Below are 23,973 nucleotides of genomic sequence, written 5' to 3' on the forward strand. Positions count from 1 at the left end.
CGCCTAGAATTTCGGCGCGCGCTTTTCCATGAAGGCGGTGAAGGCTTCGCGGGCCTCGGCGCTGGTCAGGCGCTGGCCGAAGATGCGGTTCTCCCGGTCCATCGCTGCGCCCACGGCGTCGCTATCGCGCATCAGCGCCTTCGTTGCGGCCACCGCTTCGGGCGGCAGTGCGGCGATGCGCATCGTCGCCGCCTCGACCGCCTGATCGAGCTTTTCCAGCGGCACCACTTCGTTCGCGAGGCCGCAGCCATGCGCATCTGCGGCGCTCATCGGCTGGCCCATGGCGAGCATGGAAAAGGCGCGCTGGTGGCCGATGGCGGCGGGCAGCAGGCGGCTGGAGGCGGCTTCGGGCACCAGGCCGAGCGTGACGAAGGGCGTTTTCAACTCGGCATTCTCCGTCAGCACGACGTAGTCGCAATGCAGCAGCATGGTCATGCCGATGCCGACTGCCTTGCCCTGGACGCCCGCCACCAGCGGCTTTCCGAACGTGCCGAGCAGGCGGATGAAGCGGAAGACGTGCGCGTCCGCCATGTTTGCGCCCGCCGCCAGGAAATCGCCGATATCGTTGCCAGCCGTGAACATGTCGCCCGCTCCGCGAATGGCGACCACGCGAACAGATGTGTCGTCCTCGGCCGCTTCCATCGCGTCGGACAGCGCCTCGTACATCGCGTCGGTCAGCGCGTTTTTCTTGTCCGTGCGATTCAGCGTCAGCGTCAACACGCCGCCTTCGGTTTGGGTCCTGACATGCTCGCTCATTCGCTCGTCTCCTGCGTGTGATCGGCGCGCCCGAAATCGGGCCGCGCATCGTCTTGTCCCTGTTCCAGAATACCGCGCCGGATTGCGCGGGTCCGGGTGAACAGGTCGAACATCGCTTCGCCGTCGCCCGCGTCGATGGCGTTCCGCATACTGCCCAGATCGCGAAGGAACCGGTCCATCATTTCCAGAACCGCGTCGCGGTTGTGAAGAAATACGTCGCGCCACATGGTGGGATCGCTCGCGGCGATGCGCGTAAAGTCGCGAAAACCGCCGGCGGAATATTTGATGACTTCGCTGCGCGTCACCTCCTCCAGATCGCTGGCCGTGCCGACGATGGTGTAGGCCACGAGGTGGGGGATATGGCTGGTGACGGCGAGCACCATGTCGTGATGCGCGGCGTCCATCACCTCGACCGTGGAGCCGAGCGCGCGCCAGAATTGCATCAACGCCCCGACTTTGGCCTCGTCGGCATGCGCGGGCGGCGTGAGAATGCACCAGCGCCCGGCGAACAGGCTGGCGAAACCGGCATCGGGGCCGGACCGCTCGGTCCCGGCCACGGGGTGCGCGGGGATGATCGTGTGATCGGGCAGGGTTTCGGCCAGTACGCGCGCGACGCGCTCCTTCGATGAGCCGACATCGCTGACCACAGCACCGGGAGAGAGAGCGGGCGCAATGGCCTCCGCAGCTGTCCGCATCGCACCGACCGGAACGCAGAGAATTACGAGATCGGCATCCTGCACGGCGATTGCCGCATCCTCGGCCACGCTGCCGCACAATCCAAGTTCGCGCGCTCGGCTGCGCACGTCGGAGTCCGCATCGAAGCCGACCGTCTCGAGGCTCGGCAGCCGCTCGCGAACAGCCAGGCCTATCGAACCGCCGAGCAGGCCGAGGCCGATGATCGCGACCTTGTTAAAGGGCATTCGCTCCGCCTGTCAGCTCGGCCAGCAAATCGGCGATCGCGTCCATATCTTCGCGCCGCCCGATAGTTATGCGCAGCGCATCGCCGAGCCCCTGGCCCGGCAGATGCCGCACGGCATAGCCCGCCTCGGCCATGGCGTTGAGCGCCGTCTCCGCGGTCAGTTCTCCGGTAAACCGCACCAGCAGGAAATTGGCCTTGCTCGGCACGGCAGCCAGCCCGCGATTGCCGAGCATGGCGATCCTCTCGGCAAAGCGCTCCCGCTCGGCGGCGTTATGATCGCGGCTGGCGGTGACGAAGTCCTGGTCCTCAAGCGCCGCGACGGCCGCTCTCTGCCCGCTGGTGGTGACGTTGAAAGGCCCCCTGATGCGGTTGAGGGCGTCCACCAGATGCGGCGCGCCGGTCGCCCAGCCGATGCGTTCTCCGGCCAGACCGTAGATCTTCGAGAAGGTGCGGGTGACGAGCACATTGCCATGCGCATCGGCGAGCGCCATGGCGCCATCGTCCTCGTCCGCCTCCAGATATTCGCCGTAAGCATGGTCCACCACCAGCAGCACATTGTCCGGCAGCCCGGCATGCAGCCGTTCGAGCTCTGCGCGGGGCAGGAAGGTGCCGGTCGGGTTGTTCGGGTTGGCGATGAAGACCACACGGGTCCGCTCGGTCACCGCGGCCAGCATGGCGTCGACGTCCGCTCCGAAATCGCGGTCCGCAACTTCGACGATGGTCGCACCGCAGCGCAGCGCAGCGATTTCGTAGACGACGAAGCTGTAGCGGCTGAAGACGACCTCGTCGCCCTCTCCGGCAAAGCCCTGCACGGCGAGGTTGAGCAATTCGTCCGACCCGGTCCCGCACACGATCCGCTCCGGCTCGATTCCGTGCAGCGCCCCGATGGCTTCGCGCAATCGGGTCGCGCCGGGATCGGGATAGAAAGCCGGCGCGCCTGCCAGGCCGAGCGCCTGCATCGCCAGCGGGGAGCAACCAAGCGGATTTTCATTCGCGGACAGCTTGATGAGCTGGCGACCGTCCGACGCCTTGGCCTTGCCCGGCACATAGGCGTGGATCTTCGCCACGTAGGGCTTCATCTGCGGGCGGTCGGTAGAGGCAATGTCGGTCACGGTTGCGGCGCATACCGCCGCGCGCACGCGATTGACAGAGGCAAGGCGCTCGCCCAATCGCCTTGGCCCGATGGCCCGCGCGCAAACCGCCGACTTTCGCAGCATCGCGCTGCCCGATCCGCTGCCGCTCGACAGCGGACGAGAGCTGGCGGACGTGCAGATCGCCTATGAGACCTATGGCGAGCTGAACGAGCGACGCGACAATGCGATTATGGTCTTCCACGCGCTGACCGGCGACCAGTTCGTCGCCAGCACCCATCCAATGACAGGCAAGCCGGGCTGGTGGGAGCGCATGGTCGGCCCGGGCAAGCCGGTCGACACCGACCGGTTCCATGTCATCTGCGCCAATGTGCTGGGCAGTTGCATGGGATCCACCGGGCCGGGCAGCGCGAATGCCGGGGGCGACCGCTACGCCATGAATTTCCCCGTCATCACGATCCGCGACATGGTCCGCGCGCAGATGCGCCTGCTCGATGCGCTGGGGATCGAGACGCTCCACGCCGTCGTCGGCGGATCGATGGGCGGCATGCAGGCGCTCTCCTGCGCGGCAAATTTCCCGGAACGCACGCAGCGCGTCCTCGCCATCGCCACCACCGCGCGGCACAGTGCACAGAACATCGCCTTTCACGAAGTCGGGCGGCAGGCGATCATGGCCGATCCGGACTGGCGAGGCGGGGACTATTACGGCGGCGAAGCGCCGACCAAGGGGCTGAGCGTAGCGCGCATGGCGGCGCACATCACCTATCTTTCCGAAGCCGGGCTGACGGAGAAATTCGGGCGGCGGCTGCAGGCCAAGGACGGAAAACCCGGTGCCAAGAGCTTCGGCTTCGATGCCGATTTCCAGGTGGAAAGCTATCTGCGCCACCAGGGCATCGCCTTTACCGATCGCTTCGATGCCAACAGTTATCTCTACATCACCCGCGCGATGGACTATTTCGATCTCGCCGAAGAACATGGCGGAAGATTGGCGGATGCTTTCGCAGACGCGAGCGACACGCGCTTCTGTCTTGTCAGCTTCGACACGGACTGGCTCTATACCACCGCCGACATGCGCGAAGTGGTGCATGCGCTGAACGCCGTCGCCGCGCCGGTCAGCTTCGTGGAGCTATCCGCACCCTACGGCCATGACAGCTTCCTGCTCGACGTGCCCGCGCTCGATCGCGTGGTGAGGGGTTTCATCCAGTGAGCAAGCTGCGCGCCGATCTCGCCCGGATCGCCGAATGCGTGCCGCAAGGCGTGCGCGTACTCGATGTCGGCTGCGGAGACGGGGCGCTTATGGCCGTCCTGCGCGATCGCAAGCAGGCTGACGCGCGCGGGATCGAGATCGATCCGGAAGCTGTGGAGCAGGCCGTCGCGCGCGGGCTTAGCGTGGTGCAGGGGGATGCTGACCGTGATCTGGCCGATTACCCGGACGCCGCCTTCGATGTCGCGATCCTCAGCCAGACATTGCAGACCGCCCGGCGACCGGATTGGCTGCTCGATCAGCTTCTGCGCGTCGGGCAGGAGGCCTTCGTCAGCTTCCCCAATTTCGCCTATTGGCGCATGCGCTTCGCCCTACTGGCTAAGGGGCGTATGCCGGTTGTGCGGCATCTACCCGTAAGCTGGTATGAAACGCCGAACATCCACCACCTGACCGTTGCCGATTTTCGCGAATTGCTCGTTGAAAAAGGCGTATCGGTAACAGGCAATTGGTTCTTCGCCGGTGGCCGGGAGATCTCCCCCTCGCGCGCGAACTGGCGTGCCGAGCATGCTGTGTTCCGCTTGCGCCGTTAGATCGCCGAACCCGCCACCGCTGCGAGCGAGATGGCGGGGAGCATGCCGAGCAGGCTGGCGGTGAGGAAGCTGCGGGCGCTGATCGGGGTTGCGGCGCAGCCTGCGGTCACGACGATATGCGGAACGCCCGTCAGCCGCGCGCCTGCCACGTATAGCGGCCCGCGGCGCGCAAGGTGGTCGCCCACGGAATCGAGCTTTGCGCCAAAGCGTCGGCGCATGAATCCCGACAGCCAGCGGCGGGAGGCGAGGAACAGGATGTGACTGCCCAGTGCCGCACCCAGCACCACCACCAATATGCCGCCAAAACCCATCAGCAGGCCGGAAAGGAAGGCCGTCGGCGTCAGCGCGCCGGGAACGGAAAAGGTCACGATGGACGTTGCCAGCAAGCCGATCGCGAGCGGGACGAGCACACCGCCATGCGGCGTCGCGGCGAGCGCCTCCACAAAGCCCAGCGGCAACCATGTCGCGATTCCGGTTTCCATACACTTATCCAGCGCAGCAAAGGGCTTGGGGTTCCCCAGATGCTTCGCCCGGATGGCCTGTATGGTTACCGACCGGACCCGGTGTCAGGCCTTCAACCGCTCCGCATGCCAGGCGATATGGTCGGATACGAAGGTGGAGACGAAGAAGTAAGAGTGGTCGTAGCCCTCCTGCATTCTGATCGTGGCGTTCATTCCCGCGTCGCGGCAGGCTTCTTCGAACAGGTGGGTCTTGAGTTCACCATCGAGCCATTCGTCCGCCGTGCCCTGGTCCACCAGCACCTCGTCCAGCCGCGCGCCGTCCTCGATCAGTGCGACGCTGTCATATTCGCGCCATGCCTGTCGGTCCTCGCCCAGATAGCCGGTCAGCGCCTTGTCGCCCCACGGGCAATTGAGCGGGCTGACGATGGGCGCGAAGGCGCTGGTCGAGTGGAAGCGGCCCGGATTGCGAAGGCTTACGGTAAGCGCGCCGTGCCCGCCCATGGAATGGCCGGAAATGCCCTGGCGATCCATGTCGACCGGGAAGCTCTTCGCGATCAGCGCGGGCAGTTCGTCCTCGATATAGCTGCGGATCTGGAAATGCTTGGCCCATGGATCTTGCGTCGCGTCGACATAGAAGCCCGCACCCTGGCCGAAATCGTAATCCTCATGATCCGGCACACCTTCGCCGCGCGGGCTTGTGTCCGGGCATACGACGATCATGCCATGCTCGGCCGCGGCGCGCTTGTACTCGCATTTGATCATCGCATTTTCATGCGTGCAGGTCAGGCCTGACAGCCACCAGAGCACAGGCAGCTTCGCGCCTTCCTCGTGGTCGGGAATGTAAATGGCAAAGGTCATCGGTGTGCCGGTGGCCGCGCTTTCGTGCCGCCAGACCTGCTGCTCGCCCGCATAGCAGCGCGAAGTCGAGATGTGTTCCAGCTCACTCATGCCTTGGGCCGGTGGATGGCGCAGATCTTATGACCGTCGAGGTCGCGGAAATAGGCGAGGTGGAGCGGACCGAGCGCACCGCCTTCGCGAAGGCCGGGCGGGTCCTCGATGCTGGTGCCGCCCGCTTCGACCGCCGCATCGTGCATTTCCTGGACCTGCTCGGGCGAATTGCAGGTGAAGCCGACGGTCATGCCGTTGGCGCAGGTCGCCGCCTCTCCGTCGATCGGTTCGCTCAGCATGAAGACGCTGCCATCGTGCATGAACATGGCCCGCATCGCGCCGCTCTTCGCTTGGTTCATTATCGGTTCGCGCGCGCCGATAACTCCCAAGACCTTGGCATAGAATGCGGCCGATTTTTCGATATCATTGGTGCCGATCATGATGTGGCTGAACATATGTTTCTCCTAATAGACGACGACGCTGCGGATGCTTTCGCCGGAATGCATCAGGTCGAAGCCCGTGTTGATTTCGTCGAGCGTCAGGCGATGGGTGATCATGGGGTCGATGGCGATCTTACCATTCATGTACCAGTCGACGATCTTGGGAACGTCGGTGCGCCCTTTCGCCCCGCCGAACGCCGTGCCGCGCCAGTTGCGGCCCGTCACCAGCTGGAACGGGCGGGTGGCGATCTCTTTCCCGGCTTCGGCGACCCCGATGATGATGGAGGTGCCCCAGCCCTTGTGACAGCATTCGAGCGCTGCACGCATTACATCGGTGTTGCCGGTGCAATCGAAGCTGTAATCCGCGCCGCCATCGAGCAGGTCGACAAGATGAGCGACCACGTTCGAGGTATCCTTCGGATTGACGAAATCGGTCATGCCGAACTTCTCGCCCCATTCGCGCTTCGCCGGATTGATATCGACGCCGACGATCCGATCCGCCCCCGCCATCCTCGCGCCCTGGATGACGTTGAGCCCGATCCCGCCCAGCCCGAACACGACGACGTTGTCGCCGGGCTTGACCTGCGCGGTATTCACAACTGCGCCCACGCCCGTCGTCACGCCGCAGCCGATGTAGCAGGAGGTATCGAACGGCGCGTCGGTGCGGATCTTGGCGACGGCGATTTCGGGAAGCACGGTGAAGTTCGAAAAGGTCGAGCAGCCCATATAGTGGTAGATCGTCTCACCCTTGTACGAAAAGCGACTGGTGCCGTCCGGCATCAGCCCCTTGCCCTGCGTTTCGCGGATGGCGCTGCACAGATTGGTCTTGCCGGAGAGGCACATTTTGCATGCCCGGCATTCCGGCGTGTAAAGCGGGATGACATGGTCGCCCGGCGCAACGCTCGTGACGCCAGCGCCCACTTCGCGCACCACGCCGGCCCCCTCATGTCCCAGAACGGACGGGAACAACCCCTCGCTATCCAGTCCATCGAGCGTATAGGCATCGGTATGGCAGATGCCCGTCGCCATGATCTCGACCAGTACCTCGCCCGCCTTCGGGCCTTCGAGGTCGAGCTCGACGATCTCGAGCGGCTTCTTCGGTTCGAAAGCGACGGCGGCGCGGGTCTTCATCGGCTGGTGTCTCCTTCCAACCGACCATAGGCGTCCGGTGCTTGCGGGCAATGCCCCTTGCGCATGAAAGGGGCCGAAGCGAAAGCCTCGGCCCCTTTCATGATGCTATCGAAAGCTGTGTGTATTACCAGGCAGCCTGGAAGCCGGCGCGCGCGCCGATTTCGCCTTCATCGAAGCCGAAGCCGACACCGCCGGTGAGATACGTGCTGTCGCTGATACGAGCCGAGAAGCTCGCTGCTGCGGCAGCGCGATCATTGTAATAGCCGACGCCGCCCGCAATGCCGAAGGAATCGGTGGGCATCAGTATCGGAGTGTCCATGGCGAGTGCCAGCGCGACACCTTCGTTCGCTTCGCGCACGCCGGTGGCGTTCTCATTGGCGAGGTCGAACAAGGCGACGGTCTGACCCTGCAGTGCACCGATGGCCGATGCGTTGGCGGCGATATTGCCCGTGTTGGCGGCGATGAGGCCCGAGTTCACATCGATATCGGCGCGCGCACCATCGAGCTGTGCCGACGTGGCAATGCTTGCCGAACGACCCAGCGTGCCGTTGTCGTCCGCCGTCACCACGAAGATCGAGCCCGTCTGCGAACCTGTGCTCGTGCCAAGCCCGGCAATCACGACCTGACCATCATTGGTGGCCATTGCGCCATTGCCGATAGCGATGGAATTTTCGCCCGACGCCACGCTTTCATTGCCGATCGATACGGCACCATCGCCGCTTGCCGTTGCCGCTTCACCCACGGCGACCGAGCGTACGCCATTGGCATTTGCGAGGTGACCGAGGGCCGTTGCGCGTTCGGCATCGGCGATCGAACGCCAGCCAAGCGCAGTCGCGCCCGGACCCTGCGCGATGCTTTCGCCGCCGATTGCCGTGGTCGAATTGCCGATCGCCTGTGCGCCGCCGGTCCCGTCGACACCGCCGCCAACCGCGAGAGCGTCTACGCCATCCGCAAAGGCTGCTTCACCGACCGCCGTGGCCGCAAGGCCATTGGCGGAAGCGAGGTGTCCAAGAGCGGTGGAGCGTTCGGAATTGGCTGTTGCGCGCCAGCCGAATGCCGTCGAACCGGGGCCCGTGGCGACGCTTTCGCCGCCCACTGCAGTGGTCGACGGGCCCATCGCCATCGCGGTGTCACCGATGCTCAATGCGTCGGTGCCATTGGCGATCGCTTCATTGCCGATGGCCGTCGAGAAATCGGTCTGCGCGTCGGCATTCTCACCGACGGCGAGAGAGCGCACGCCGCGTGCGGTTGCGAGGTGGCCAAGCGCGGTGGCACGTTCGGCACCGGCTTCGGCGCGCCAGCCAAAGGCGCTGGCCCCCGGGCCATCGGCACGCGAGCGACCGCCGACTGCCGACGTGGAATTGCCGCTGGTCGAAGAAAGCGTGCCAAGGGCGATCGCATCCGTGCCGTCGGCGTCGGCGTCGTAACCCAAAGCGGTGGACTGAAAGCCGTCTGCTTCGGTGTCGGTCCCGATTGCCGTTGCACGATCAGCGCCCGTCGAAGCGTTCTCACCGCAAGCCAGCGAGTCTTCGCCCTCGGCATCGGAATTGGCACCGGTCGAGCTGCTCGTGTCGCTGCTCAGGACGCATTCGTAGCCATCATCGCCGTCTATCGACTGAGCGCTGGCGGACGTGGCCGTAAGGCCGACACCCGCAGTGCTTACCAACAGGGCTACTGAAAGGCTTTTCGTAAATTTCGACATTGCAGTTCCTCACTCGTTGTATCGTTCGCGTTCAGAAAATGCGCACGATGCGATGTGAGAAGATGTGCCAACGCCTGCCCCTTTGCCCCGTTTGCGGTTCTCTGACCGGCCCGGTTCGTCCAGACACGGGACATAGAGAGCAAGTTTGTGATCGAATAAAGGCAAATAATTGATCAGTCTGAATATTTGTCCCGGTGAGGGACTCTACTTATCCTTCGTGCACCGTCTTCGGCACCATGCAAGCCATCACGCCCTCGCGCCCGTCCTCGCTGCCATAGCCCGACCATTTAACCCCCCCGAAGGGCGCATCGACGGCGGAGACGCCGCCGGTATTAATCGCCAGCATTCCCGCCTCGACCTGCGCGGCAAGCCGGCGGCGGCGGGCGGGGCTGTCGGTCCAGGCATAGGCGGCGAGGCCGTAGGGAAGGCGGTTGGCCTCCTCGATCATCGCCTCCTCGCCTGGCATCGGATTGATCAGGGCGACGGGGCCGAACGGCTCCTCATTCATGATCTCGGCATCGGTGGGCACTTCGGACAGCACGGTCGGCTGGTGGAAGAAGCCCCGATTGCCGATCCGCTCTCCGCCTGTCAGCAGATTTGCGCCATGCTCGGTCGCATCGGCGATAAGCCTGCCGATATTGTCGCGCCCGCGGGCATTCGCCATCGGGCCAATGTCCACGCCCTTGTCGAGACCGTTGCCGACCGTGAGCTTCTTGGCGCGCTCGACGAAGCCGTCGCGGAAGCGCTCGAAGACGTTTTCCTGTACCAGGAAACGGGTGGGGCTGACGCAGACCTGCCCGGCATTGCGGAACTTGTTGCCTGCCATCGTGTCGATCGCCTTGTCGATATCGGTGTCGTCGAACACCAGCACCGGACCGTGCCCACCAAGCTCCATCGTTGCGATTTTCAGGTCTTCCGCCGCCAGCTTGGCCAGATGTTTGCCGACCGGAGTGGATCCGGTGAAAGTCAGTTTGCGGATGATAGGGGAGCCGAGCAGGTGCTCGCTTACCGTGCTCGGCACGCCGAACACGCATTGCACCGCGCCGCCCGGCACGCCTGCATCGAGCAGGGCCTGCACCACGGCGATGCCGGACGCGGGCGTTTCTTCGCTCGGCTTGACGATGACGGAGCAACCCGCGGCCAGCGGCCCGCCGATCTTGCGCATCACGTTGATCGCAGGGAAATTCCACGGCGCGAAACCGGCCACTGGGCCGACGGGATGGTATTGCACCTCCACCCGGCTGCCCTCGGGGCGCACCAGCGTGCGGCCGTAGAGCCGCTTGCATTCGCCGGCATAGAATTCGAGCAGGCTGGCCGAATAATTCGCTTCGCCCCTGCCCTCGGTCAGCGGCTTGCCCTGTTCACGGCTGAGATTGGCGCCGATCGTCTCGGCCCGCTCACGCAGCAGGTTCGCCGCCTTTACGAGGATCGACGAGCGCTGATCCGCCGACATGCCGCGCCATTTGCGAAAGCCGCGATCGGCGGCTTCCAGCGCGCGGTCGAGATCGTCACTGGTCGCATGCGGAAGCGTTCCGAGTACCTCTTCGGTCGCCGGGTCGATGACCTCTTCCGTGTCGCGCCCGCCGCCGGAGACAGGCTCGCCATCGATCAGCAGGTGAAGCTCGGGGTAGTCGGTCATGCTCGGATCCTCGAAACGCTCTTTGCAGCGCCATGTAGGGCGATGTTCATCGCGATGCCACTATTGCGAGCCTCATGATTCGCATCCTCGCCCCGCTCGCCATCCTTGCTGCGCCCGCCGTCGCCATCGCGCAGGACGCCGCGCCGCAAATGTCGCTGGAGCAGCGTATGCTCGCGCGCTGTGCCGCTGCCATTGCCATCACTGCAGAAGGGCAGGCGAACGGCAATACCGAGGCGCTGGCCTATCCCGACATGACCGAGCGAGGCCGTGAGTTCTTCGTGCGTGCGGGCGCGCGGCTGATGGATGAATTGCAGCTCGATCGCGATGGTGTTTCGGCGCTCCTGTCTCGCGAGGCGCAAGCGCTATGGGACGACGGCACCATTCAGAAGGTGATGCCCGTTTGCGTGCCGCTTCTGCCATCCGACTAGGCATTCAGCCCCGGCTCATCGTCGAAACGCTATCAAGCGGACAACCCGAAATCACCGGAGAATTGCCATGCGCATGCCCTTGATCGCCGCAGCCCTTCTGACGTCCGCATCCCTTGCCGCGCCTGCCGCCGCGCAGGAAACCGAAGAACGCCCGCTCGCCGGATTGACCGAAGCGATGGAGGACCCGGCCACGCAGGAGCAGGTCTCGCACACCGTCGCGGCGCTGGTCGGCGCATTGATGGAGATGCCGGTCGGTCCGCTGGTCGAGGCGATGGGCGAAATGACTGGCGAGCCAGGCCCGGATATCGACCCCGATGCACGCATTCGCGACCTTATGGGTGCGGAAGCGGCCGACGCGCCTGAAATTGTGGCCGAGCGGCTACCGGCGATGATGGGCGCCATGGCGCAGATGGCGGGCGCTTTCGAAGCCGTGCTGCCGCAGCTGCGCGAAGCTGCCGAGAGCCTGCCGCGCGATCTGCCTGCGCAGGAGTGAATTTTCCGCGGCATTGGCTGGACCGGCGCAGTGCCTTCGGGCATTAGCGCTGGCCACCGATGTGGCATCTCTATCACTTTCCGCTCTGCCCTTTCAGCCGCAAGGTGCAGCTGTCGCTTGGCGAGAAGAAAATCGGATATGAACTTGTCACGCTATACCCGTGGGATGCCGATGAAAGCTTCCATCGCCTGAACCCAGCGGGTCGCGTGCCCGTGCTTTACGACGCGGCGAAGAAGGTCGCGCTGATAGATAGCCAGGCGATCTGCGAATATCTGGAAGAGACGGTGTCCGATCGGCCGCTGCTGATCGGATCGGCCAGGGCGCGGGCGGAAATCCGCCGATTGGTGGCGCTGTTCGACGAGAATTTCTACGGCGATATCACCGGGCCGCTGCTGCACGAGAAGATGCGCAAGCGCCTCGTCCTGCGCCAGTCGCCCGACAGCCGGGTGCTGCGAGAGACGATGCGGCTGCTGCACGAACATCTCGACTATATCGATTGGCTGGTGGACAATCGCCGCTGGCTAGCGGGGGCGCAGCTGAGCCTCGCCGACTTTGCCGCCGCGTCACAGATTTCGGTGGTGGATTATCTCGGCGGGATCGACTGGTCGGATCACGAGAGCGCGCATGGCTGGTACCGGGTCATCAAGAGCCGCCCGAGCTTCGCGCCGCTGCTCCGCCAGAAGATGGACGGTCTTCCCGCGCCCAAGCACTATGCGGACGTGAATGCGTGAGCCTTTGTGTTGCGAAGCCGCATGCGCGGCTTCGTCCTTACTGGACGCGCAGGCAAGCTGCGCCCGCTGCGGGTGGGCGTTCGCCCTTGCGGTCCGCTAGTCGCGGCCCGATATATCTCCCAAGCGAAACGACAGGGCCGAACCGACGCTGGGTCGGCAAGGCCGAATTGGCCGCCCGCAGGTGCCCCGCAGCGGAGCGATGGGAACAGCACCGAGGATGCTCGCATGGAACTGCGAGCGAAAGGAAAACAAATGAACGACAAGGTCGAGCACACCGAAGCCGAATGGCGCGAGAAGCTGACGCCCGAGCAATTCCATGTCCTGCGCGAAGCGGGAACCGAGCGGGCCTTCACCGGCAAGTATGAGAAGAACAAGGCGGCCGGTGAATACAAATGTGCAGGCTGCGGTCAGCCCGTGTTCGAGAGCGAGGACAAATATGACAGCGGTTCCGGTTGGCCGAGCTTCACCGCGCCTGCCGATCCGCAAGCGGTCAAGATGAACCAGGACGAATCCCACGGTATGGTCCGTACCGAAGTCGTTTGCGCGCGGTGCGAAGGCCATCTCGGCCACGTTTTCCCCGATGGCCCCGGCCCCGAGGGCCTGCGCTATTGCATCAACTCCGCCGCGCTCGAATTCGAGCCGGAAGAGAAAGGCGGCGATTAAGGCTGAACGCCTGTTCACGCTGGATTACGCTTGTCCTATGCACGTTTTGTGCTGATCGGATCGCTCAGGCGCTTGGGCGCCGCGAAACAGGAATGTGAAGTCTGATGGCGAGACGCCGGGGCTCGGGCTCCCAGAAAAGAGGATATCGCTCGCGCAAGGCTGCCGCCAAGATGCGTGAGCAGGATGCAGGCCAGCGCGGATGGAAGGCTGGCCTCTGGCGCTGGACGAAGCGGCTGGTGGTGTTCGGCATCGTGGCCGTCCTGCTCGGCGCGCTCGGCCTGTTCACTTCCGTGTACTTCGCGGCACAATCCATGCCGTCCTTCGCCTCGCTCAAGCAGAGCCAGGTCGGCCAGACGATCCTGGTGCGCGCGCGCGACGGTTCGGAGATCGTCGAGCTGGGCCCGAGTTACGGCCAGTGGCTCGACGCCGATGAAATTCCGCAGGTCATGAAGGATGCGATGGTTTCTGTGGAAGACCACCGCTTCTATTCGCATCTCGGCGTCGATCCGATGGGCCTGGCGCGCGCCGTCTACAACGCCACGATGGAAGACCGGCGGGTCAGCGCGACTTCCACCATATCGCAGCAGCTCGCGCGCAACATCTTCCTCAATTCCAACCGCACGATCGACCGCAAGATGCGCGAGGCCGTGCTGGCGATGGCGCTCGAATACAATTTCACCAAGGACGAGATCCTCGAACTGTATCTCAACAAGGTGTATTTCGGCGGCGGTGCCTACGGCATCGACAGCGCCAGCCGCCGTTTCTTCAGCCACTCGGCGCGCGACCTTTCCCTGGAAGAGGCGGCGATCATCGCCGGGCTGGTCAAGGCGCCCAGCCGCTATGCCCCCACCGCCGATGTCGAGGCTGCGGTCGGCCGCGCCAATGTCGTCATCGCGCAGATGGTCAAATATGGCGATCTCGATCCTGCGGTGGCCCGGCAGGTCGATGTCGAGGCGGTCAATCTGCGGGAGACCGAGGGGCAGAACTCGATCCGCTATTTCACCGACTGGGTGTTGCCGCAGCTGGATCTGCTGCTGCCCAGCGGCACGTTCGAGCCGATCGAGGTGTGGACCACGCTCGACGTCGGCATGCAGCGCGCGGCTACTGCTGCGGTGCAGTCCAACGCGCCCAGCGGCGCGCAAGGTGCGCTGGTGAGCATGGACCGCGACGGGGCGATCCTCGCCCTGGTGGGCGGCACGGATTACGTCACCAGCAATTACAACCGGGCAACCGACGCGATGCGCCAGCCCGGCTCGGCCTTCAAGCTGTTCGTCTATCTCTCCGCACTGGAGGCCGGCTACAATCCGGACACGATGGTGAAGGACGTGCCGGTCGAGATCAATGGCTGGAGCCCGCGCAATTCGGGCGGAAGCTATGCCGGCGATATCGATCTGCGTACCGCCTTTGCCTATTCCAAGAATTCGGTTGCCGCGCAGCTTGGTAACGAGGTGGGTTTCTCGAATGTCGCCAGCATGGCGCGGCGCTTCGGCGTCACCACGTCTATCAGCACCGTGCCGTCCATGACGTTGGGATCGAACGAGGTCCGCCTGCTCGATATGACGCGCGCTTATGCCGCGGTCTCGGCGGGAGGAGAGTCGGTCGAGCCTTACGGCATCATGCGCGTCACCACCGTCGATGGGGAGGAGCTGTATCGCCACAAGCAGGCGCGCGCGTATCGCCTCGTGCCCGATTACGTCGCCGCCGGGATCACCGACCTGTTGCAGACGGCGGTGGCGACCGGCACCGGTCGGGCGGCGCAGATCGGTCGCCCGGTGGCGGGCAAGACCGGCACCACCAATTCCAATCGCGATGGCTATTTCGTGGGCTTTTCCAGCGGCATCACCACCGGTGTGTGGATGGGGCGGGACGACAATGCGCGCGTTTCCGCTCTGCAGGGCGGCAGCGCGCCCGCGCAGGCCTTTGCCGCCTTCATGCGCTACGCGGTGCGCGATCGCCCGGTGGAGGAATTCGATACCGACCTGAAGCTGCCCGAATGGCAGCTGGAGCCGGACGACGAATTCTATCTCGGCGATGAGGACGATTATTATTACTACATCGACGAGCAGGGCAATCTGGTCGAGCCGGGCGGCACGCGCCGCCCGCCCGAAGAGGATTTCGACATTGAGGGCGAGCGCCCGGGCACCCAGCGCGATCCGGCCCAGAGGGACCGGCCCGCCATGCGGCCCGAGCCGCAGCCGCGCGTCACGCGCCAGCCGCAGCTGGAACCACCACAAGCCGCAAGCGACGACTTCCTGGAGCGCGCGACGGGCCGCGAGCTGCCGCAGGACGAACCGCGCCAACGGCGCGTGGACGATCGCTACCGCGAACAGCGCGACTAGATAGGCGACATGGAAAAGCCCGCCTTCCGCTGTCCGGAGGGCGGGCTTTTTCGTAGCCGCTGATCGGCTTTATCAGTCGTCGAGCCGCACCGGGATCGAGCGCGCCTGACCGCGCTGCGGCTGGACACGCAGCAGGATCGCGCCACGCCCCTCTTCGCGTGCTTCCGCAATAACGCTTTCGAGCGCTTCCAGCGTCGGCACCGCACGGCCATTTGCGCTCAGGATCACGACCCGGCGTGCAAGGCCGCGACGTGCAGCATCTGACGTAGGATCGACGCCGGTAATGGCGAGACCGCGCGTATCCGAAGAAATGCCCAGCTGGCGGGCGATTGTCGGGTCGATCGCAACCGCGCTGATGCCAAGGGCATCTTCCACCATGCTGCTGTCACCGCCGGGCGCCATTTCGCCCTCTTCATCGTCCTCGTTCTGGAACATCTGCTGCTGGCGCAGTTCCTCGTCGCTCGGACGGCGGCCGACGGTCACATCGATGCGGCGACGCTCGCCATCGCGCAGGAAGGTGACCGGCACGCTCGTGCCCGGCGCGATATTCGCCACGATGCGCGAAAGCGTGTTGTCGCGGGTGATCGTCTCGTCGTTCACGGTGAGCACCACGTCGCCTGCCGCAAGCCCCGCCCGCTCGGCCGGTTCGCCCGGCTGCACGCGCTGCACCAGTTCGCCGCGATTTTCGGCGATGCCGAGCGCTTCGGCGATATCGTCCGTCACCGGCTCGATCTGCACGCCGAGATAACCGCGTTCGATTTCCTCGCCCGCGATCAGCGCTCTGACGATGGGCTCCGCATCCTCGGCCGGAATGGCCAGACCGATGCCGACACTGCCGCCCGAAGGGGACAGGATGGCATTGTTGATGCCGATGACATTGCCTTGCATGTCGAATAGCGGGCCGCCCGAATTGCCGCGATTGATCGCCGCGTCGGTCTGAATGTAGCTGTCGAAAGCGCCGCCCTGACCGGTCACGCGTTGTAGCGCGGAGACGATGCCGCTCGTCACGGTTCCACCGAGACCGAAGGGATTGCCGATGGCGATAACCCAATCGCCCACCCGCGCCTGATTGGAATCGCCGAAGCGGACGAACGGAAACGGTTCGCCGCGGGAAATCTTCAGCACCGCCAGATCGCTCTGCGGATCGGTGCCAATCAGTTCGGCGGGATATTCGGTGCCATCGGGTAGGGTGACAGTCACTTCTTCCAGCGTGGCGCGCGCGCCGGGCGCGACGACGTGATTGTTGGTCACCACATAACCGTCTGCCGAAACGATGAAGCCGGAGCCCAGCGACGTCGCCTCGCGCGTGGCCGGGCCATTGCCCTGTGGCGCGCGGCGACGGTTGAAGAACCGGTCCAGCGGGGAGCCTTCGAACGGGTTGGCGCGCTGCTCCACCGTCACCGTCTGGCGGGTGGAGATGTTGACGACCGCCGGCTGCAGTGCCTCGGTCAGGTCGGCGAAGCTGGCTGGCGCCCCTGCGCGCGGTACGACATCCTGCATTTGCAGCCGATCGTTCTGGGCCACCTGCGCTCCGGCAGGCACGCCGGTGATAAGGGAAATGGCCGCCCCGCCAGCAAGCAGGGCCGAGGTAATACCGTAGGAATAGCGCACGCTTTTCACGTCCTTTGTTTCCTTCATGTCAAATCCGTCTCCACCATCCGGGTATCCAATGCCCGGAACGTGCGAGGTTTCCAGCGCAGGCGGGCTGAACCCCCCTTTAACGACAGCTGTAGTCGTCGATCGAGGGCGTATCGGCCCCGATCAGCGACCGCCGCGGAATTGGCGCAGATAGTCGTTATCGGGGCTCAGGATGACAGAGCTGTTGCCCACATTTTCCGGATTTTCGCCCTGCTGGGCCGGGCCGAATGTGGTGCGATAGCTCTGCATCGCGCGGAAGAAATCGTAGAAGCCCGGATCCTGGTTATATGCCGAGGCATAGATCTCCGCCGCTTCGGCTTCTGCCGTGGCGCGGATGATTTGCGCATCGCGGCGTCCGCCAGCGCGGATCGTCTCGGCCTCTTCCTGCCGTTCCGATTCCATCCGGGTGAAAGCCGCCTGCAATGGCGTGCCCTGCGGCAGATCGGCGCGCTTGATCCGCACGTCGAGCACCTGCGCACCATACTGCCGGGCCTGCTCGTCGAGCTGGTCGCGAATATTGTTCATCGCATTGCCGCGTTCGGGCGTCAGCAGGCTGGCAAAGGTGCGTCGGCCAAGCTCCTGCCGCAGCACAGAGGTGAGGATCTGGTTGAGCTGCCCTTCCAACCGCTCTTCATTGCCGACGCGCTCCACGAACTTGACCGGATCGTAAATGCGATAGCGGGCATAGGCGTTCACCTCGAGGCGCTGCTGATCGTTCGACAACACCGTCTCGTTCTCCATATCGAGATCGAGAATGCGGCGGTCGACGAACTGCATGCGCTCGACGATCGGCAGTCGCCAGGTCAGGCCTGCACCCGTTTCGCCGAACTCCTCGTTCGGATCGAAACGGTTGACGACCGAGACGGGCTCACCCGTGCGGATCTTCACCGCTTGATGCGTTTCGGGGACGATGACCACGGTGGTGAGCAGCGCCAGCAGCAATGCGGCCACGGCGATGATCGAGAGTTTGTGGTTCTGCCAGACAGTGTCCATCTTACTGGCCTCCCTGCGGTGTCACGGTCAGCGACTCTGTGCTCCGGTTCGACTGACGATTGACTTCGGGCAGCGCGAGATACGGGGTGACGCCATCGGGCTCGATTACCGTCTTGTCCGTTCCGCGCAGCACGCTTTCCATGGTTTCGTAGTAAAGCCTGCGCCGCGTCACTTCGGGCGCGAGGCGATATTGCGAGTAGATCTCGTTGAACTCGGCCGCACTACCCTGCGCGGACGCAAGCAGCTGCTGTTCGTAACGGCGGGCCTGGTTCAGCGCGCGCTCGGCATCCTGACGGGCGGCGAGCACATCGTTGAAGGCCTCGATCACCTGTTGCGGCGCTTCCGTCCGCGCGATTTCGACACCCTGCACGGCAATACCCGCGCCATAGGCATCGAGAATGGACTGCATGCGAAGGCGCACGCGCGCCTCGACCTGCGCACGGCCTGCACCCGACAGCACGGTGTCGAGATTGGTTTCGGCGATACTCTCGCGCATGGCCGACTCCGCGATTTCGCGCACCGTTTCGGGCGGATCGGGCAGCTCGTATTCGTACTGCACAAGGTCGGAGATATTCCAGCGCACGAGATAGGACAGATCGACCAGATTCTGGTCTCCTGTCAGGATCAGGTTTTCGCCGCCTTGTCCGATCTGTTCCAGCCGGATTTCACTCACATCGCGGATCGTCACGGTCTGGATCGGCCACGGCAGCGTCAGTTCGGTACCGGGATCGATGGTGCGCGAATATTTTCCGCCGAGCCATGCGACGGTGCCCTGCTCGCGCGGCTGCACGAAGTGGACCGATGTAGCGAAAATCCACACCGCGACGATTGCCATCATCGCGACGGGAAACCAGCTCTTGCCGCCGGGCCGCTGAGGGATCCGGAAATTCGGACCGCCCGGGCCTCCGCCGCCGCTGCGACGCGGGCCTTCGGGGCCGCGGTTCTTGAAGATATCTTCGATATTGGCGCTGCGACGCGGGCCCTGGCTCTTGCCGCCGCCCGGCAGCCACGGATTGCGCGGGCCGCGCGGCGGATCCTCGCCCGAAGGCGGCGTGTCGCCCCCGTCGCTGCCACCATCGTCTCCGCCACCGCCGGACGGCTTGCCCCACGGGTTGCGCTTGCCGGCCATCGCCAATCCTATTCTGTCCAGAAATCCGCCCAATCGTTCCATGCCCTCTTCTATAGGTAGCCTCCGCGCAAAAAACAGGGGGTCTTATGGCCAATTGTGCTGACCGCGCGCACCAGGAAGGCTAGGCCAGCCGCCATGAGTGACGAAAAAGCCGTTCGCGCCGCGCTGCCCGCCGAGCTTGCCGACATGGTGAAAGCCATTCGCGTGGAGCATGGCCGCGCGACGCTGGTCGTGGATGCAGCCGGCCTCGGCCGCGCGGCGGGCGCGCAGGTGCAGGGCGAGCTGGAAGCGGCAGTGTCTGCCGTCGAAGGCGTGGGCGAGGTGCGCGTGGCGCTGATGGCGGACAGGCCGCAGCGCCGCATCGTCGCCGTGGGTTCGGGGAAGGGCGGCGTCGGCAAGTCTACGCTCACCGCCAATCTCGCCGTCGCTCTGGCGCGCGCGGGTCACAAGGTCGGCGTGGTCGATGCCGATATCTATGGCCCCTCGCAGCCGACATTGCTTGGCGGCGCGGATGAAAAGCTGCGCGCGGAAGGCAAGCAGCTCGTGCCCTTCGACAGCCCGCATGGCGTAAAGACCGTTTCGATGGGCCAGCTCGTGGAACGCGGCAAGGCCATTGCCTGGCGTGGGCCGATGGTAGGGCAGGCCCTCGCGCAGCTGATGGATGCCGATTGGGGCGACACCGAACTGCTGCTAATCGATCTGCCGCCGGGCACCGGCGACGTGCAGCTGACGATGCTGCAGAAGTTCCGGCCGATCGGCGCGGTGATCGTTTCCACCCCGCAGGATCTCGCGCTGATCGACGCCACCCGTGCGATCGACCTGTTCGGACAGGCAGGCGTTCCGGTGCTGGGCGTGGTCGAGAATATGGCGGGCTATGTCTGTCCGCATTGCGGTGAGGAAAGCGATCCGTTCGGCAGCGGCGGCGCGCAAGCGGCGGCCGAGCGTATCGGTATACCCTTCCTAGGCCGGGTGCCGCTGTCGCTGGAAATCCGCGAAGCCAGCGATGCCGGGCAGCCGCCAGCCGCGAGTGACGGTGCGGCAGGCAAGCCCTTTGCTGCTATCGCCGCGCAGCTGGCGGCGGCGCTCGCGTGAACGTATCGCGTCGCGGGCTGCTGGCCGGTGCCGCAGTCGGTGGCGGGATCGTCATCGCCTGGGCGCTGATGCCGCGCGCCTTCGAAGAACCGCTCGAGCCTGCACCGGGCGAAATTGCTTTCGACGCCTGGCTCAAGATCGCCAGCGACGGTGTGGTGACGGTCGCCGTCCCGCAGCTCGAGATGGGGCAGGGGGTTACGACGCTGCTGCCGCAGATTGTGGCGATGGAGCTGGGCGCGGACTGGCGGCAGGTCGCGGTCGAGCCTGCACCGGTCAGCGGAGCCTACGCCAATATCCCGCTCGCCGCACAGTGGCATAGGCTGTGGCGCCCCCTCATTCCCGCGCTGGCGGATGAGCCGGACGATCTGCTGCTACGCCGCTGGGCGCAGGACAATCGCTTCACCGCCACCGCGGGTGGAACCACGCTCGCCGCCTACGAGCAGGCCTGCCGCGAAGCGGGCGCGTCGGCGCGGGCGATGCTTTCCATGGCGGCGGCCGAGCGCTGGGACGTGCCGTGGGAGCAGTGCCGGGCGGAAAACGGCTTCATCTATCACGATGGCGAGCGGGCGAGCTTCGGTGAGCTGGCGCTGGAAGCGGCGGCGTTCGATCCGCCCGATCCGCCGCCGCTGCGACCCGATCCGCCTGCCGACACCGTGCCCGCCATCGCGGCGGAGGCTGCCGAGGTGCGGCTGATCGAGTGGCCCCGGCTCGACCTGCCGAGCAAGGTCGATGGCAGCCATATCTTCGCCGGTGACGTGCGCCTGCCGGACATGGTGTTTGCCGCGATCCGCCACGGTCCACACGCCAAATCCGAATTGCTCGATTTCGACGCTTCGCTCGCCAGCGGGCAGCGCGGCATCATCCAGCTGGTCCGCTCCAAGCGCTGGCTGGCGGCGGTGGCGGAAAACTGGTGGGCTGCGGAAGAAGCGCTGCGCAAGATCGCTCCGCGTTTCGCCATAGATCGCCCGGTCGACAGCGCGGCCATCGCCGATGCGCTCGACGAAGCGGTGCGGCGCGGCGCGGCGCAAACGATCGAGAGCCGCGGCACGGGCGATGTCGACTACGATCCGAATTTCGCGCTGCGCTACGACATTGCGCCTGCCCTCCATGCGACGCTGGAGACGACGACAGCAACCGCGCGCTTTGCCGATGGCACGCTGGAAATGTGGCTGCCGACACAGACGCCCGAAGCCGCCCGAGTGGCGGCGGCGCGCGCAGTCGGCATCGCGCCTGCCGATGTCGTGCTCTACCCAGTCGGCGCGGGCGGCAGTTTCGACAGGAGGCTGGACAATCAGGTGGCGATCGAGGCGGCGGTGATCGCGCAGGAAGTCGGTCGTCCGGTGCAGCTCATGTGGTCCCGCTGGCAGGAGCATGTGGCCAGCTATCCGCGCGCGCCCGTCGCCGCGCTCGTCGGCGCGGAGCTCAACCAGGAAGGTGCCATCGCCGCCATGCGCGCGCGCATCGCCTGCCCGCCCACCATGCGCGAATTCGGGCTGCGCCTGTTCGAGAACATGGCCGACTGGGCGACGGTGGGGGAAGTCGGCAATGAGGCCGATCCCTTCGCGGTCGAGGGCTTCGCACAGAGTTACGCCATACCCGACATGGCGGTGCAGCACGTGCCGGTTCCGCTGGCTCTGCCCACGGCCCGTATGCGCGGCGGGGCGCATGGCTACACTTGCTTCATCCGCGAAAGCTTCGTCGACGAGGTCGCGCTGCGCAATGGGCGCGAGCCTCTGTCCTATCGTATCGCGATGCTCGGCCAGGATGCACCGATGGTGGATTTGCTGCAGCGCGCCGGACGGTTGGCGGGCTGGGATGGCGGAGCGCAGGGCAGCGGGCAGGGCCTCGCCTGTCACCGCATGGACGCGCTCGGCGCGACCGGGCGGATCGCCTGCGTGGCCGAAGCAAGCGCGGGGGAGGGCGGCGTGCGTGTGCGGCGGCTGTTCGCGGCGGTCGATATCGGCCGCGTCGTCAATCGCGACATCGCCCTGCAGCAGATCGAAGGCGGCATGATCTTCGCGCTCGGCCAGGCGCTGGGCGGGGCGACTGGCTATATGGAAGGCCTGCCCACCGTGCAGCGGCTCGGCGCGCTTACTCTGCCGACCCTGGCGGATGCGCCGGAGATCGTGATCGAACTGGTCGAGAGCACGAACGAGCCCTTCGATCCGGGCGAGATCGGGGTGCCTGCGGTCGCGCCCGCCATCGCCAATGCGTTTTTCAGTGCAACGGGCCGTCGCCTTCGTCGCCTGCCGCTGCTATCGGCGCCTGCGTGACCTGGCAGAAACAACAGCTTCCGTCCGACCATCCGCCCGTGAAGAGCGGGCGCGTCGGCGTCCTCCTCGTCAATCTCGGCACGCCCGATGCGCCCGAGACCGGCCCGGTGCGACGTTATCTGAAGGAATTCCTGTCGGACAAGCGCGTGGTCGAAATTCCGGCCATCGCCTGGCAGCCAATCCTGCGTGGGATCATTCTCAACACGCGGCCCAAGAAAAGCGCCGCCGCCTATCGCGAAGTGTGGACCGAAGACGGCTCCCCGCTCGCCGCGATCACCAAGGCGCAGGCGGAGGGATTGCAGGCGCGGCTGGGGGACGCGGCGCATGTCGACTGGGCGATGCGGTACGGCACGCCCGCAATCCCCGATCGGCTGGAAGCGATGATGGACGCAGGCTGCGACCGTATTCTGCTCGCGCCGCTCTATCCGCAATATAGCGGCGCGACCTCCGCCACCGTGGTCGATAAGGCGAATGACTGGCTACGTGACCGGCGCTGGCAGCCCGCCATGCGGACGCTGCCGCCCTATCACGACGATCCCGCCTATATAGAAACGCTCGCCGCCGATCTTTCGGCGCAGCTCGACGCGCTGGCTTTCGAGCCGGAGGTGCTGCTGCTGAGCTTTCACGGCATGCCGCAGCGCACGCTGGAGCTGGGCGATCCCTATCACTGCCATTGCAGCAAGACCGCGCGGCTGGTGGGCGAAAAATTGCAGCGCCCCGGCATGCGTCTGGTGACCACGTTCCAGAGCCGCTTCGGCCCCGCCAAATGGCTCGAACCCGCGACCGACGACACGCTGGAAGCCGAGGCAAAAGCGGGCACGAAGCGCCTTGCCGTCGCTGCGCCGGGCTTCTCGGCAGATTGCCTCGAAACGCTGGAAGAGCTCGTGATCCAGGGCCGCGAGCAGTTTACCGAAGCGGGTGGTGAGCAATTCGCCGTGCTAGAATGCCTCAACGCCCGCGAGCCGGGAATGGCGATGCTGGAAGAGATGGTGCGGCGTGAATTGAGGGGGTGGGTTTGAGCCGTAGCCGCATTACCCTCAACCTCATACTTGCGCATGTTATCGGTATCATTGGCATGGCGGCGATTATGGGAGTTATCGAAGGGAGACTGGAAAGTGTCGCCTTTTACGTCGCGTTTGCAGGACTGTTCTCAATACCGTTCGTCGCGATTGCCTTGGCGTTTGCCTTTCTTATGCACGTCGATGTCGAGCGGCATCCTGTTGCCTTTTGCGTCATCGGCTCGATTGCAATGCTGGCTGTCGGAGCGACATTGCTGAAGCCAGTTTTCGAGGCCGTAATGCTGACAGTCTGCTTCGGAAGTGTTGCCTTCGTGGCGCTGTTGAAACCCGTCAAAGTGTGAGGCCTTCGGTTTC

Annotated in this window: 23 protein-coding genes; 11 read left to right on the top strand and 12 right to left on the bottom strand. The window is 65.1% G+C overall.

From position 1 onward, the window contains the following. Positions 1-3 precede the first annotated feature (3 nt). The 3 genes from D6201_RS10825 to hisC are packed head-to-tail and all read right to left on the bottom strand — an operon-like array spanning position 4 to position 2,754. The gene (locus D6201_RS10825; protein ID WP_120048788.1) at positions 4-756 is read right to left on the bottom strand and encodes an enoyl-CoA hydratase; all 753 of its coding nucleotides are present in this window, start codon (positions 754-756) and stop codon (positions 4-6) included. Further along, positions 753-1,676, bottom strand: a complete 924-nt coding sequence (locus D6201_RS10830) for a prephenate/arogenate dehydrogenase family protein (protein ID WP_120048789.1) — start codon at positions 1,674-1,676, stop codon at positions 753-755. Before D6201_RS10830 ends, D6201_RS10825 begins: the two co-directional genes overlap by 4 nt. Continuing rightward, entirely contained in the window at positions 1,666-2,754 is a 1,089-nt protein-coding gene (hisC, locus tag D6201_RS10835) for a histidinol-phosphate transaminase (RefSeq protein ID WP_120049369.1), read from the bottom strand. Before hisC ends, D6201_RS10830 begins: the two co-directional genes overlap by 11 nt. A 103-nt stretch (positions 2,755-2,857) precedes the next feature. Between hisC and metX the strand changes: the two genes are divergently transcribed. Beyond that, complete coding sequence (metX, locus tag D6201_RS10840; protein ID WP_120048790.1) at positions 2,858-3,973, top strand: homoserine O-acetyltransferase MetX; 1,116 nt, start codon at positions 2,858-2,860, stop codon at positions 3,971-3,973. Beyond that, positions 3,970-4,560, top strand: a complete 591-nt coding sequence (gene metW / locus D6201_RS10845) for a methionine biosynthesis protein MetW (protein WP_120048791.1) — start codon at positions 3,970-3,972, stop codon at positions 4,558-4,560. The genes metX and metW overlap by 4 nt, the downstream gene beginning before the upstream one ends. Here metW and D6201_RS10850 read toward each other — a convergent pair. The 6 genes from D6201_RS10850 to D6201_RS10875 all read right to left on the bottom strand — a co-directional run bounded on the left by D6201_RS10850 (position 4,557) and on the right by D6201_RS10875 (position 10,821). Next, positions 4,557-5,042, bottom strand: a complete 486-nt coding sequence (locus D6201_RS10850) for a TVP38/TMEM64 family protein (RefSeq protein WP_120048792.1) — start codon at positions 5,040-5,042, stop codon at positions 4,557-4,559. The genes metW and D6201_RS10850 overlap by 4 nt on opposite strands. A gap of 84 nt (positions 5,043-5,126) precedes the next feature. After that, on the bottom strand, positions 5,127-5,969 hold the full coding sequence (gene fghA, locus D6201_RS10855) for an S-formylglutathione hydrolase (RefSeq protein WP_120048793.1): 843 nt from the start codon (positions 5,967-5,969) through the stop codon (positions 5,127-5,129). Continuing rightward, the gene (locus D6201_RS10860; RefSeq protein ID WP_120048794.1) at positions 5,966-6,364 is read right to left on the bottom strand and encodes a VOC family protein; all 399 of its coding nucleotides are present in this window, start codon (positions 6,362-6,364) and stop codon (positions 5,966-5,968) included. The genes fghA and D6201_RS10860 overlap by 4 nt, the downstream gene beginning before the upstream one ends. Before the next feature lie 9 nt (positions 6,365-6,373). Further along, positions 6,374-7,480, bottom strand: a complete 1,107-nt coding sequence (locus tag D6201_RS10865; protein WP_120048795.1) for an S-(hydroxymethyl)glutathione dehydrogenase/class III alcohol dehydrogenase — start codon at positions 7,478-7,480, stop codon at positions 6,374-6,376. A gap of 124 nt (positions 7,481-7,604) precedes the next feature. Next, positions 7,605-9,182: a YadA-like family protein gene (locus D6201_RS10870; protein ID WP_133303998.1), complete on the bottom strand. Its 1,578-nt coding sequence runs from the start codon at positions 9,180-9,182 to the stop codon at positions 7,605-7,607. A 208-nt stretch (positions 9,183-9,390) separates the two neighbouring features. Beyond that, entirely contained in the window at positions 9,391-10,821 is a 1,431-nt protein-coding gene (locus D6201_RS10875) for an NAD-dependent succinate-semialdehyde dehydrogenase (protein ID WP_120048797.1), read from the bottom strand. 74 nt (positions 10,822-10,895) lie between these two features. Here D6201_RS10875 and D6201_RS10880 point away from each other — a divergent pair, with 74 nt between their 5' ends. The 5 genes from D6201_RS10880 (at position 10,896) to D6201_RS10900 (ending at position 15,475) form a co-directional block, all read left to right on the top strand. Beyond that, entirely contained in the window at positions 10,896-11,249 is a 354-nt protein-coding gene (locus D6201_RS10880; RefSeq protein WP_120048798.1) for a hypothetical protein, read from the top strand. A gap of 73 nt (positions 11,250-11,322) precedes the next feature. Then, positions 11,323-11,742 (top strand): hypothetical protein, encoded by a 420-nt coding sequence (locus tag D6201_RS10885; RefSeq protein ID WP_133303999.1) that lies wholly within the window; start codon positions 11,323-11,325, stop codon positions 11,740-11,742. Between the two features lie 59 nt (positions 11,743-11,801). Continuing rightward, positions 11,802-12,473 (top strand): glutathione S-transferase family protein, encoded by a 672-nt coding sequence (locus D6201_RS10890; RefSeq protein WP_120048800.1) that lies wholly within the window; start codon positions 11,802-11,804, stop codon positions 12,471-12,473. A gap of 252 nt (positions 12,474-12,725) precedes the next feature. Further along, the gene (msrB, locus tag D6201_RS10895; RefSeq protein ID WP_120048801.1) at positions 12,726-13,136 is read left to right on the top strand and encodes a peptide-methionine (R)-S-oxide reductase MsrB; all 411 of its coding nucleotides are present in this window, start codon (positions 12,726-12,728) and stop codon (positions 13,134-13,136) included. A 104-nt stretch (positions 13,137-13,240) separates the two neighbouring features. Further along, positions 13,241-15,475 (top strand): transglycosylase domain-containing protein, encoded by a 2,235-nt coding sequence (locus D6201_RS10900; RefSeq protein WP_422664709.1) that lies wholly within the window; start codon positions 13,241-13,243, stop codon positions 15,473-15,475. Positions 15,476-15,547: 72 nt separating this feature from the next. Here D6201_RS10900 and D6201_RS10905 read toward each other — a convergent pair whose 3' ends face one another. The 3 genes from D6201_RS10905 to hflK all read right to left on the bottom strand — a co-directional run bounded on the left by D6201_RS10905 (position 15,548) and on the right by hflK (position 19,235). After that, positions 15,548-17,113: a Do family serine endopeptidase gene (locus tag D6201_RS10905; RefSeq protein ID WP_120048803.1), complete on the bottom strand. Its 1,566-nt coding sequence runs from the start codon at positions 17,111-17,113 to the stop codon at positions 15,548-15,550. Positions 17,114-17,236: 123 nt separating this feature from the next. Continuing rightward, positions 17,237-18,106 carry a protease modulator HflC gene (gene hflC, locus D6201_RS10910; protein WP_120048804.1) on the bottom strand — a complete coding sequence of 290 codons (870 nt, stop codon included), beginning with the start codon at positions 18,104-18,106 and terminating at the stop codon, positions 17,237-17,239. A gap of 1 nt (position 18,107) precedes the next feature. Next, positions 18,108-19,235: a protease modulator HflK gene (gene hflK / locus D6201_RS10915; protein WP_120048805.1), complete on the bottom strand. Its 1,128-nt coding sequence runs from the start codon at positions 19,233-19,235 to the stop codon at positions 18,108-18,110. A 135-nt stretch (positions 19,236-19,370) separates the two neighbouring features. On the opposite strand from hflK, the gene D6201_RS10920 reads away from it, so the two are divergent. Genes D6201_RS10920 through D6201_RS10935 form a run of 4 tightly spaced genes read left to right on the top strand, consistent with a single transcriptional unit; the run spans position 19,371 to position 23,960 of the window. Beyond that, a complete protein-coding gene (locus D6201_RS10920; RefSeq protein WP_120048806.1) occupies positions 19,371-20,327 on the top strand; it encodes an Mrp/NBP35 family ATP-binding protein in 957 nt (318 codons plus the stop codon). Then, positions 20,324-22,600, top strand: a complete 2,277-nt coding sequence (locus D6201_RS10925; protein ID WP_120048807.1) for a molybdopterin cofactor-binding domain-containing protein — start codon at positions 20,324-20,326, stop codon at positions 22,598-22,600. Before D6201_RS10920 ends, D6201_RS10925 begins: the two co-directional genes overlap by 4 nt. Then, the gene (hemH, locus tag D6201_RS10930) at positions 22,597-23,619 is read left to right on the top strand and encodes a ferrochelatase (protein ID WP_242447522.1); all 1,023 of its coding nucleotides are present in this window, start codon (positions 22,597-22,599) and stop codon (positions 23,617-23,619) included. Before D6201_RS10925 ends, hemH begins: the two co-directional genes overlap by 4 nt. Further along, complete coding sequence (locus tag D6201_RS10935; RefSeq protein WP_133304000.1) at positions 23,616-23,960, top strand: hypothetical protein; 345 nt, start codon at positions 23,616-23,618, stop codon at positions 23,958-23,960. Before hemH ends, D6201_RS10935 begins: the two co-directional genes overlap by 4 nt. The last annotated feature ends 13 nt before the right edge of the window (positions 23,961-23,973 follow it).

Source organism: Aurantiacibacter aquimixticola (assembly GCF_003605475.1).
In the GTDB taxonomy this organism is placed as follows: domain Bacteria; phylum Pseudomonadota; class Alphaproteobacteria; order Sphingomonadales; family Sphingomonadaceae; genus Alteraurantiacibacter; species Alteraurantiacibacter aquimixticola_B.